This window comes from Niabella terrae (assembly GCF_054783135.1).
The window spans coordinates 1,008,080-1,020,331 of sequence record NZ_BAAGRD010000008.1 but is presented as its reverse complement, the minus strand read 5'-3'; the positions used below and the strand labels follow the sequence as shown (position 1 = coordinate 1,020,331).

The 12,252-nt window shown below is 50.6% G+C and carries 7 protein-coding genes; all 7 read right to left on the bottom strand.

Annotation, left to right across the window (positions count from 1 at the left end):
* Positions 1–11 precede the first annotated feature (11 nt).
* Positions 12–920: a dihydrodipicolinate synthase family protein gene (locus ACYVI9_RS12400; protein ID WP_460764886.1), complete on the bottom strand. Its 909-nt coding sequence runs from the start codon at positions 918–920 to the stop codon at positions 12–14.
* Positions 921–1,080: 160 nt separating this feature from the next.
* Positions 1,081–3,261: a TonB-dependent receptor gene (locus ACYVI9_RS12395; RefSeq protein WP_460764885.1), complete on the bottom strand. Its 2,181-nt coding sequence runs from the start codon at positions 3,259–3,261 to the stop codon at positions 1,081–1,083.
* Positions 3,262–3,358: 97 nt separating this feature from the next.
* On the bottom strand, positions 3,359–3,676 hold the full coding sequence (locus tag ACYVI9_RS12390) for a DUF6660 family protein (protein WP_460764884.1): 318 nt from the start codon (positions 3,674–3,676) through the stop codon (positions 3,359–3,361).
* A gap of 82 nt (positions 3,677–3,758) precedes the next feature.
* Positions 3,759–6,488, bottom strand: coding sequence for an alpha-L-rhamnosidase (locus ACYVI9_RS12385; RefSeq protein WP_460764883.1), 2,730 nt, complete (start codon positions 6,486–6,488; stop codon positions 3,759–3,761).
* Positions 6,485–9,247, bottom strand: coding sequence for a glycoside hydrolase family 2 protein (locus ACYVI9_RS12380; RefSeq protein WP_460764882.1), 2,763 nt, complete (start codon positions 9,245–9,247; stop codon positions 6,485–6,487). Before ACYVI9_RS12380 ends, ACYVI9_RS12385 begins: the two co-directional genes overlap by 4 nt.
* 20 nt (positions 9,248–9,267) lie before the next feature.
* Positions 9,268–10,719 (bottom strand): sialate O-acetylesterase, encoded by a 1,452-nt coding sequence (locus ACYVI9_RS12375; RefSeq protein WP_460764881.1) that lies wholly within the window; start codon positions 10,717–10,719, stop codon positions 9,268–9,270.
* Positions 10,716–12,251, bottom strand: a complete 1,536-nt coding sequence (locus ACYVI9_RS12370; RefSeq protein ID WP_460764880.1) for an MGH1-like glycoside hydrolase domain-containing protein — start codon at positions 12,249–12,251, stop codon at positions 10,716–10,718. Before ACYVI9_RS12370 ends, ACYVI9_RS12375 begins: the two co-directional genes overlap by 4 nt.
* Position 12,252: the final 1 nt, after the last annotated feature.

The window sequence follows — 12,252 nt, the reverse complement described above, 5'->3', positions numbered from 1 at the left end:
TTAGCTCCGGGTCATCCTGTAACTACAGGAATCTGTAACCGCTCACACCATCCCAAAAATCTCTGATAGAGTTCATCTAGCGCCTGGCGCTGGTCAGCGGTAAGATCCATTACCTGCACCCGACTGACGGTCGTCAGCGGCAATCCCCGTTTTTGTAAAAAATATTTGGCACTGACCGGATAGGCTTGATGAATCAGCGGATCCACAGCTGTCAGCTCCTGCTGTAACCACTGCAGGGTTTCCTGACTGGAAGGGTTCCGGGCATGTTCCACCATCCAAACCATTATCTCCGGATAAAAATTGCCTGAGATCGAAGAAAGCCCCGCCGCGCCATGCTGCATACTGAAGCTGGCATTCGGGGTATGGGCATCGAAGAATTCCAGGGGACTACCCAATTCCTGTATGATATCCAGTTTGGTCTTTACGTGCTGGTGGGTAATCGAAGTATCCTTATGGTACACCAGTCGGTTCGTTTTCAGTAGTTCCCTGAAAGCGTTAGCTGAAAGTATTCGTTTATAAGGTGCAGGACATTCATAAATGCCCAGCGGTATATCAGCTGTTTGTTCCAATAATTGACTAAATCCCTTCAGCATTACTTCATCTGCCGCCTCTGCAGGCGCAAAATGAGCGCTGATTAATATAACCGCCTCAACGCCGGTATCGTGCATCCGCCGTACAAAATCTGCCTTTGCTTCGATATCCGGCCCGAAAGAACCGGTAGCGACTACGGGAACTTTCCCGTTCAGGTACTGAACAATATGACGGACCAAAGCCAACTTCTCGGTATCGGTAATACTATACATCTCACTGCTCAGGCAATTAGCAAATATACCCCGGACACCCGCCCGGAGATAAAAATCCAAAAGCCGGTCCACAGCTTCAAAATCGATGGCGGCCTTCCAGTCGAAAGGAGTGATCATTACGGGGACAAATTTTCCGGCAACCGTCTGCATTTTTTTTGCCTTAAAATTGATTTTTTTTAGCGGCAATCAGATGTAGGATTACGGTTTTATAATGGAAAATTTCGCTAAGCAGTCCGGGCACATGATAGACCGGGGCACAACACGATCAGTTGGATCATCAGAGCCGGACTTTAATACCACCATTAATAACACGGCCTTCCGTATGGTTCCAGATATCGTCAAATACCGGCTTCTCTGCGGTACCGTTTACCACTCGTTTGTATCGGCTCTGTCTTTCATCGGTGAAATTTTCGAAATTGATAAATACCGAAATTTTATGAAATGTCTTCTGGGCCATAAATCCCAACTCCCAGAAAGCCGGCGTTCGACTACCGTCATAAAGGTACTGGCTGCCGGTGTTATACCCTTCCAGCCCCAGTTTAAAATTATCCTCCTTCTCATACATCAGTACCAGATTGATTTTGTGGCGTGGTGTTAGTGGAAGCAGCGGGTGATCCGGCAGATAACGAGCATGTGCATCCGTAAGAGTATAACCTGCAAATAGCTTTAGATCTTCACGGTAAATCAATTTCAGATTTGTTTCAAAACCTGCGCTTGTTACCGGCGCACGGGCATTCTGGAAATGGTAAGCACTGCTGTCAGCCAGCACTGCCAGTAGCAGGGGTCGTTGAATCCGGGTCCAGAAAAAAAGCTGATTAAAACTGATACTTATCTCATCTGAAAGAAGTCCCCGATAATTCATATCTGCCGTCAGGCCTGTACTTTTTTCCGCCCGTAATCCATCCGGCATCAGCAACTTGCGATAAAACATGGATTCTGTCTGTTCAGTAAACAAAGTGGGCATTTTATAACCCATTCCAGCGCCGATTCTGGAACTCAGGGATTGCGACCATCTGAACAGAAAGGCAATTCGGGGCAAGAGGAAGGTCTCCCGGTTGTTATATCCGGAAAAGCGATAACTAATCCGGTCGGTCCTTAGCCCTGCTTCGACTTGAACCCGGCGGGTCAGATCCCAACTGTCCTGTATATACAATCCCGCCGTCTGCGAACGGTTATTATAGTTGAAATTATCGGGTTGACGGAACTGATCCAATACATAATTGGCACCGCCAATTATCGTATGCGCGCCCCGGGTAAACAAATAGGACAAGTCTGTATAGCTATTGATATTCCTACCGGAAAAGCGGTAATCCGGCAAAGCTATCTCACGATTGAAAATGCTCAGGCTTTGCTTGAGTTTCAATCGCTGCCCCGGTTTAAAATCCTTTAAGGCTTCCAGCGTACTGATATTTCTGAAACTTTTGTTTTCCTCAAAATACAGCCTCTCGTTTGATCCCGGATTATCTATCGCCTCCATATGTCCCCCGGTAATGCTGCCGGCAGTCAGGCTATTGCCCAGTGAAATACGGGTCGAAGCATCCGGATACCAGTACAGTCGGGGATGAATGGTAAAATTCTGGTTGCGGGGCAGTTCCGAAAAATCATCCTTATCCACATCATAGGCTTTCTGCAGGTTCAGCAGCCCCAACACCGTATAACCCAGCCGGTTGCCCTTACCTGAAAAATACGCACCCAGATTGGTCTGCCCCACGGAAGACTGGTTTAATAGTAAATCCCCTTCAAAAGGTTCATCCGGTTCCCTGCTTATAAAATTAACCACACCGGCAATGGCACCCCCGCCATATAAAGTGGAAGCCGGCCCCTTGATTACTTCCACCTGCCGCAGGTCCAGCGGAGGGATTTCAAGTATACTCAGGCCGTTCGCAAAATTGCCGTAATTGGGATAGCCATCTTTAAGCAACTGGGTATACCGGCCATCCAGTCCCTGAATGCGCAGGCTGGCATTACCGCTCATGGCGGAAGTCTGCTGGACCTGGATTCCGGTACTCTCATGGAGCAACATTGAGACATTGGCCGGACGCATATTGTTTTTCTCATCGAGTTCTTCGCCATCGATGATTTCCACACGGGTGGGTGTATGCGCGATACTGCGCCCGGTACGGGTGCTTTGCACAATTACCGTCTCCATTTCATCCGCTTCGGGCGCCAATGCCACCTCAAAAACACTGGTATCAACGAAAGGAAAAGAAAGCGTGTCCGTATAAGTTTCATAGCCACGATGGCTCCAGTGCAGCACCCGGCTGCCAGGCACGATGCCGGTAATCTTCGCATAACCCCGCCGGTCAGTCAGGGCCGCGGCCCTGCTGTCCATCGTTATGGTTACACCGCTTAGTGATTTTCCGGAACTTCTATCGGATACATGGGTTGTAAAGACCTGCTGACCCTGGGCCTGCATATGAATGATAAAAAAGATAAGTAGCAATAATATTTTGTACATATTAAACAGTTGGATAAATAAAATACGGGGCATCTCCGGTCCGCCTCATAGCTGCGGATATCCGGAACCCCGGGTTTTGAACCTGCGTAAAAACTGTTTAATTGAATTTGGGAGGCTGCCAGATATGGCGCATGACCCCTTTTGGATAAAAAGGAGTTATCCGTGACTGCGCCGGTATTACCAAATGAGCTACAGGCGTCGGATTGAATTTACTAATGACAATAGCTGTCGGTGCGGTATGAAAACAGCAGCTGCAATGGCAGAACGGACTACAATCGTCCGCCTGCTTCGGTGAATTATTTGCCAAAGTTGTCCGTGCAACGGTCTGGTCCTGATCGCAATCTCCGGAAGCTGCCCTGCTGATCCCGGGCAGGAGCAGCAGGTAAAAGGCCATCAGGAAATTCATCAGTCTCATGGCGCGAAACTATATTTTTTTCAAATCCGCGTCAAAAAGATTAATGTAACAGGATTGCAAATACGGAGGATTGACGATTAGATTATTTCGTAACAAAATGATAATTACCGCTGCCCACTTCCAGCCGGACCCCGGTCGCATCCTCCTTCAGTATCCGGATACCTGCCGCTTTCAGGGAATGTCCGGACTCCAGCAGCTGTCGGGAAGCCGCTACGGGTATTTCCAGGACCGCTGTGGTATTGGCCGGAATGTCAACCTTCCAGTCTATATGGTTTTCCTGTTGTTGCCATTCACTACGGATTTCTCCGTGCACGGACTGATAACTGGCTTTTACCGACTGCCCTTTCTGGAAAGCCGGCTGCATATGAATCCGGCCAAAGCCGGGTGCGGCTGCCTGGATGCCGGCCAGATCTTCAAAGATCCAGATCAGCAGGTCACCCAGCAGCATGACATGGTTCTGGGAATTCATTTGGGGGTTGGCCGTATTACCATTCCAGAGTTCCCAGATGGTCGTGGCGCCATTGGCGATCATATAGCCCCAGCTGGGATAGCTTCTGTTTGAGGCCAGCCGGAAGGCAATATCACTCCTGCCCCACCTGGTCAGCCCCCGCATCAGCCATTGGGTGCCGATCACCCCGGTGCTGATATGCCAATTATCGGATTCCAGTTTTCGGATGATATGATCAAAAACTGCCTGCCGCTTATCATCAGCCACCATGCCAAAGTACAGCGGCAGCAGATTGGCGGTCACCGTGCCGTTGTCGTACTGGCCTGTTTCGGGACGAAAAAAACGCTGATTAAAAGCCGCGCTGATTTTTTCGGCAAGGTTGCGGTATTCCTGTATATCTGCATCCTGCCCTGAAATTTCAGCAAACCGGGACATCATCTCCAGAAAATGATAATAGTAGGCGGTAGCCAGCAGCGGTCCTTTGGTGGTTCGGGTACTGTCCTGTGAACGAATCATTTTGAGATCTTCGGGAGGTACACACCAGTCGCCGTATTTGTCCCGGGTCATAATAAATTCCTTCAGGTATTTATCCCGCATATACCACATCCATTTTTTCATGGAAGCATAATGCTTTACAATTCCACTGCGGTCGCCATATTGTTGATACAGCATTTCGGCTACCAGCAAATAAGTTCCCGGCCAGGTAATATTATCCGAATAATAATTCCAGAATGCAGGCGCTACATCAGGAATGGCGCCTTCTTCTGTTTGCGCATCCTGGATATCATCCAGCCATTTGGCATAGAGTGCCGCATTATTGAATAGAAAACTTTCTCCGTAGGCACCCTGGGCGCGATCGCCCAACCAGGGCTGTCGCTCATTGCGCTGGGGACAGTCCACCGGCATCCCTTTATAATTGGAAGCGATACCCCACCAGGCATTCTGCACCAGCTGGGTAAGGGTAGCATCGGAGCATTGGAAGGTCCCTGTGGTGGCCATCTGATCATAGACCAGCTGCCCTTCAAAATCAGATAACTGTGGCTGACCAGGCCATCCCGTAATTTCCACATACCGAAAACCGTGGTATACAAATTGCGGATGCCATTCTTCCTGGCCCTTACCATTCAGAATATAGGTATCAGTTACCCGGGCGTCCCGCAGATTGGCCAGGTATAAACTACCATCTGCCTGGAGGCTTTCCGCAAAACGCAACTGCACGGCATCGCCCCTTTTACCCCGGACCCGGATCTGCAGCCAACCCGAAAAATTCTGTCCCATATCCATGATATACACCCCCGGCTTCAATTGCTTGATTTGTTTGGGCTTGATGCGGTCCATAATTTTCATCGGCGGTTGAGGCTGTGGAGTGATGTTACCCGCAGGTGCCGGCACATTTTCAACCGGCCGCCAACCCCGCTCATCGTACCGGGTACGGGACCAGTCACCCAATTCCTTACGGGCATCATATATCTCGCCATCGTATTCATTATTGGAACGAACAGGGCCATCGGCTGTGAACTTCCAGCTCTCATCAGAAAGTACCTGTTCATGCCGTCCATCCTCATAGATGAGCTCCAGCTGGAACAGTAGTCTGGGGAATCCGAAATTATTAATTTTATGCGGCTTGTACTGCTGCCGCATGGTGAAAAACCGTCCATTGCCCAGTACGACCCCGATGGCATTTTCACCGGAAATGATGGTTTCAGTTACATCGAAAGTATTACTCAACACTGTCTTGCGGTAATCTGTGGGAGCGGGCGCCAGCACCTGATCACCGATTTTTTCCCCGTTAATCCGAAGCTCATACATTCCCAGGCCTACGATGTGGGCAAATGCTTTTTTCAGGCGGCTGCCGGCCTTAAACTCTTTTCTGAAATACCGGGCGGAAAGCCGGGACCATTGAGAAATGCTGTCCCAGGGAAAAGGATGTTCATATCCGATCCAGCGGGCTTTCCAGTCTTCGGTGCGCAGAAGCCCCAGCGTAAAGAAGGCCGGTGTGCTCCAGACCGCGTCGCCATGGTTGGTATACGTACGCACTTTCACGTAGTAATAGGTATTCGGAAGCAGTGGCTTGCCGTCATAAGGCACGAGTACGGTACCATCGCCAGTGATTTTACCGGAAGACCAGAGATCACCCCGATTACGTTCCAGCAGGGACCGGGAACTGGCGACCAGTATTTCATAAGCCACTTGTCGGATATTTCGCTGATCGGAATGTAGCTGCCAGCTGAAACGGGGCCGGGCCGTTCCGATGCCAATCGGAAAGGACTGCTGTTCAACCAGCAGTTGCCGGACCGCTACAGCGGCGTGGGTTCCAGGAACAAAAAACAGAACAACCAACAGTATGATCAAAATACGTTTCATGAATCAGATGCTTTAAAATTAAACCATAACAGGATCTTCAATGCCCGTGAAGGATCCTTCTCATAATCATAATAAATATTATCCTGACCCATGGGTCCCGTGCTTTCACGGGTCTGGGTGCGCGAACCAATGGAAGGGATGGCATTCATAAAGGAGATATCTCCTTTCGGAAACCAGGGCTCATAATTATGCCAGCGATCGGTTTTCCACCGGGCACTGTAAAGCCGCAAAAACAGGTCTTCCGTTTCTGTTACAACGGTAAAGGTATTCTGATCGGTATGAAATACCCCCTGATAAAAATTGGCATAATAGCCTTTGAATTCCGGATACACCCATTGCTCGCCGGTTTCCGTATCATTATAATCCTTTTTCCAGTTGCCAAATTTTCCGCCTTTCAGACGGTTGCGCCATACCCGATAAGGACCCAGGCCCCGGTAATCCACTGAGCGGATCCGGTCTTCGGGCAAATCAAAATTAATGCCCAGCATTTTGGAATACAGCGAATCGGGAAAATACCGGACTTCCAGCCGCACCCACCCGTTACGGTAAATGGTCCATTCCAGGGTATTGTAACTATCTTTTTTATCGTACCGGGACGCAATGACCAGGTTTTTATCATCGTCATAATAATAGCGAAGTCCCGCGAAATTGGTCTGACCTTCCTGAATGACCGGACCTTCGGAGAAAGGTAAAGTTCCACGGGCATTGCGCACAGTTTTCAGTAAACCGTTGCCCGCATTGAATTCTAGCTGCAGGTCGGCGACACGGACCTGATACAGTCCTCCGGAACTGGTGAACTGTATGTCATCGTTTACGCTATCGGCCGCCAAAAACTGTTCCGCCACCTGCTTTGGTGTCCGGATCTCAAAGCTCCAGGTAAACAATTCCTCGTCCCGGGGACCGCTGGCAGTAAGGTACAGGACATCGTATTGGTTCCAATCATCAGGTAAATCCAGTTGCAGCCGCCCCTTACCGAGGGGTGCGACATCAGGTGCGGTCGCGACGCCATTTATCGGGGACCGGCTATTATCCAGTCGCTGCAGCTGCCAGATAAAATGACAATCCTTCAGATTGGTAAAATGATACCGGTTCTCCAGGGTGAAACTGCCGTCAAAACCGGCACTGATCTCCCGCCGCTCGACCTGCACGGGACTCCATACCTCCTTAATCGTATAAAAACTGCCTTCTTTTTCATGATGCGGACCCAGGATGCCGTCGGCGCCCCTGCTTTTATCCGTATCAATGGAATCCTTCAGATCCCTGCGGACTACACCCTGATCGGCAAAATCCCAAAGAAATCCACCCGCGTGCAGGGGTTCGTTCCAGATCAGTTTCCAATAATCTTCCAGTCCGGAACCGTGACCGCCATCAAACCAGCCATGTAAAAACTCGGTCGGCATCACGATTTCGCGACCAAGATCAAAATTTCCCACGCCATAATTATACTGGCGATAATGTTGGGTCTCGATGCCGTTATGCAACTCCCAGGGATGAATAACAACACGTTGCTGCAGATCATAGATTTCAAAGACACTGTCCAGTGCGGGGTTGCTGCCACCCTCATTGCCATTGGACCAGAGGACAATGGAAGGGTGATTGCGGTCATGTTCCAGCATCTCCTGCACCAGCTGACGGCCGATGCTGTCATCATAATAACCATGCCAGCCCGCCAGCTCATCGATCACATAGAGCCCCAGCGAATCACAGACATCCAGAAAATGTCCATCGGGCGGATAATGACTCATACGCACCGCATTCATGTTCATTGCTTTCATAAGCTGCACGTCTTCCACGCTGTTCTGATAACTGGTAGTACGTCCGCTCTCGGGGCGGAAAGAATGCCGGTTGACGCCTTTGAACTTCATTCTGACTCCATTGATATAAATGCCATCCCTGGGCCGCAGTTCAACCGTACGGAATCCGATTTTCCGGGAGAGCTGGTGACAAGGTTTTCCATTCTTGAAAGCAGTAAATGTAGCCGTATACAGATGCGGCGCTTCACTGCTCCAGGGGTGGACCTGGTATTGTGCCGAAAAAGTCGCTGAAGTATCACTCAGTCTGGCCCTGGAAACAGGCCCAACCGGCTGCTGGCGGCTGTCATACAGTTGCAGGGTAACTTCATCCGGTGCGCCTTGCAGCAGAAGCGCGGCTTTAAACCGGCCGTCGGCCCTGGCATCGATGGCCGGCAGGTCCATATGCACTTTTGGCAATGCTTCAAGCCAAACGGGGCGGAATATGCCTCCAAAAATCCAATAATCCGCCTGGCGTTCGGCTGCATTCACCGAAGGGTTGGCGGAATGTTTATCCACTTTTACTTCCAGCAGATTGGAACGGCCATAACGGAGTAATTTTGAAATATCATACCGAAAGGCATAAAAGGCGCCCTGATGCACCGGTCCCGCAGACCGGCCATTGATCTGAACGGCAGCATCCGTCATAACGCCCTCAAAAACGATATATACCTGGCGGTCTTTCCAGCCGGCTGGTACGGTAAAACGATGCCGGTAGAAACCGGTCTCCTTACCCCTCAGGCTGTCTTTGGCAAATCCATAGTCGTATTTACCAAAGCCCTGAAGCTCCCAGCAGGAAGGCACACCGATACGGCTCCATTTACCCGCCTGCATCCCACCGGTAACTTTAAAATCCCAGGTCACCATATCGGCACTGCCTCGACCACTCAGGTAACGGATCTCCGATGTCTGGGCCACTGCCGAAGCGGCGAACCATAGCAACATTATTAATAAACAAGTACGAATCATAATTTTTCCGGTTCTAACTTTCACGGTTTATCGGCCGCATTAAACTGCAACAGGGTCTGATTATTGGTGCGAAAGGGCAAGGCCGGCAGTCCTGCCTGGTTGTAAAGTTCTGCCCGGGCATATTCCCGCCACGCGTAACGAATATTCAGGCGCGGATCAGTCTTTTTCTTTTTACCTGCAGGTATCCATACCAGGTCGTCTTTGATAAAGGCGCGGACCGGCTGATAGCCTGTAGTTTCATTCCCGATTTCAAAACCGCCGAGTGCTGCGCCCCTTCTCCCTTTCAGCCCGCTGCCGACCCCGTCGAAATACAGGGCCCAGCCATTCGGGAGTCGCTCGATGCGCTTGAAAACCGGTCCCATTGCAGGCGCATCCAGAACACCATAAGTTTTCGACAAGGCGGCCCTGGCCGCTCGTTTGCCCAGATCCCATTTGTTGACCGGATGTAAATCTGCCGGATCATCGTTGAGATCAATGGTGGCAATCATGGTCGTATGCGGCACTTGAAGAACCGCGGCCTGCGCCTCCCAGAATTCCGGTTCGGTGTACACGGTAAACGGCCGATCCTTAGTTCTGGAATAATAATACGGAGCAATCTGAATATAGTAAAAGGGGAGATTATCGTCTTTCCATTGCTGCCGCCAGGCGTGGATCAGCGCTTGCATCTTAAAGCTGTAACTAAGCCCTTCCATTAAAAAGCAGTTATTCTCACCCTGATACCACAAAAATCCTTTCAGTGCAAAAGGCCCCAAGGGCGCAATGATTGCGGTATAAAAGCTGCCTGCTTCCTCGCCGATCTCCTGCTGTGGATCCGCACCGCTGTTGCCGGCCAGTGCAGACCGGGGCATCCAGCGCTCAATACCCGACCCGGGCACCGCAGCGGCAATAAGACCCACCGGCACTTTGAGTTGCTGCCGCAGTTGCCGGCCAAAAAAATAGGCCAGGGCCGAAAATCGGCTCAGGTCCTGCCCCTGGGCTACCGCCCAGCCCTGGTGCAGGCTGTCGGGGGCCATATGTTTTCTTTCAGCAAGAAAAATATGCAGCTGTTGATCCCGGGCCTGGGCTACGGCATCCACCGGCCAGTCTTTACCGGCAGGGGGTTTGAGTTTTGCCAGCTTGCGCATGGCAAATTCCATATTCGACTGACCGGAACAGAGCCAGACCTCCCCCACCAGAATATTCCGGAGCAGGACCTGATCGCTTTCGGTTTGAATCCGGAGATCCGCAGGTGCAAAGGAGGCTTTCATCGGGCGCAGTTGCAAGCGCCATGCACCCCTGTCGTCCGCCCGGGTTTGAGATTGCTGATCTTTAAATTTTACCGTCACCAGCGCACGGGCTTCCGCCTGCCCCCAGAGGACCACAGGACGGCCCTGCTGCAATACCATCCCATTGCCTAAAATTTTGGGCAGTACAATACGGGCAGCTGCAGGAAGACAGAGCCATAAAATGCATATGGTCAGGGCATACTTCATGGAAGCTGGCCGTTGATTTTCTTTAATTTTCTACTATGCGCCAATCTCTTACCCTCCGACCATACCGACAGCCCTTTACCGCGACCATATTTTTTGCCCGTCCGGTCCCAGATGATGGTAAGTTTCTTCCCATGATACAGGATATCGTCCAGACAGAACCAATCCCAGTTGCCAGCCGGTAATAACGGATTTACCACTACCTGGTTACCTGCCTGCGGGCGCAGCCCGACCAATCCTGTAATGACCAGGTCATTGAAGGTGGAATGATTGTAATAACGGCCCCGTTCATCCGCTGTCAGCCATTGTCCCGTTTTTTCATCCATATACTCACCGATATACGGTTTACCATTTTTGTGTTGGGAACGGGCATATTTGAGCAACTGCTGGAAATAATCTGATTTGCTGACATAGGGTTGCCGGTACTGGTTTAGCAGGTTTGCCATTGCTGTCAGGGTCTGGGCGGTTGCAAATGGCCATACGGCACCGTCCCATTCACAATGACAACAGCCATGGGTCCTGAACCCGGGGTGACTGCGATCTGCCGTCGTAATACCCACCGGGGCATTAAAATGACGGGGGTCCATCAGACGGCGCCAGGCGCCGCTGTATTTTGATGCCGGCAGGTTAAAATACCAGGGTATAAACCCGATTTCTTCCATGACTGCTGCCAGGGTATCAGCAGGTTCTTTGCGCACCTGAAAAAAAGAAGTTTTTGCATCCCATAGTTTTGCTTCGACATCCCGTTTCAGACTGTCCGCCTTTCTGGTAAACAATGCCGCCAGATCACTGCGTTGGTTCAGCCTGGCCATAGCGGCCAATGCGCTGGCATTACCGTACATATAGCCATTGATGGAAGGCCTGGGATTTTTTTCTTTGCGACCACCACTGATGGTCTCTTCCATGGCATCACGGACATCATACTGCCAGAAAAGGCCGCCCGGATACTTTTTTTCGGCTTCCCAGCCCTGGTAATCTGCGACCAGATCGTCCAGGTATTCACTCAGAAAACCCGCATCCCCGTTGACCAGATACCGGTTCCAGATGGCGTCCATGGTCCAGCTACTGTATGCCCGCAGCCGTTTCAAAGGCTTGCCCTCATTGCCCCGGTACCAGATGTTCAGGTAATCGTTCAGGTATTCCTGATTGTGTAACCAGCGGGCTTCATAAATATGGTGTCCCAGTCCACTACTGATCAGGTTGTACTTATCTGCATAATTCCGGGGCACCAGAAACTCGGTGAAAACATAACCCTGGGGGGTTTGCTTTAAATGCTTTCTAAGGGTCCACCAGCGGAAATAATAAATTTCCTCAAAAGCGGGATCCGGACACTCGAAAAGAGGAATATTTTGTTGCATCCAGTTCCAGGCGGCGCTGTTGGGTACCGCCTGCACGATGGGTTCGTCTTCCATGGAATTAAAATGCTCGACATAATGTTGAAATGCGTCCGGTTGTAATACCGTCTGTGCCGGAACCGGCAATTGCATGCCCACCAGTAATCCGAATAACAAGATATTTCTTCTGATCTGTTTCACG

What these genes read in the sequence shown, in the direction of transcription:
- ACYVI9_RS12390 (WP_460764884.1), bottom strand. Translation starts at nt 3,676, where the DNA reads ATGAGACTGATGAATTTCCTGATGGCCTTTTACCTGCTGCTCCTGCCC.
- ACYVI9_RS12380 (WP_460764882.1), bottom strand. Translation starts at nt 9,247, where the DNA reads ATGATTCGTACTTGTTTATTAATAATGTTGCTATGGTTCGCCGCTTCG.
- ACYVI9_RS12385 (WP_460764883.1), bottom strand. Translation starts at nt 6,488, where the DNA reads ATGAAACGTATTTTGATCATACTGTTGGTTGTTCTGTTTTTTGTTCCT.
- ACYVI9_RS12400 (WP_460764886.1), bottom strand. Translation starts at nt 920, where the DNA reads ATGATCACTCCTTTCGACTGGAAGGCCGCCATCGATTTTGAAGCTGTG.
- ACYVI9_RS12375 (WP_460764881.1), bottom strand. Translation starts at nt 10,719, where the DNA reads ATGAAGTATGCCCTGACCATATGCATTTTATGGCTCTGTCTTCCTGCA.
- ACYVI9_RS12395 (WP_460764885.1), bottom strand. Translation starts at nt 3,261, where the DNA reads ATGTACAAAATATTATTGCTACTTATCTTTTTTATCATTCATATGCAG.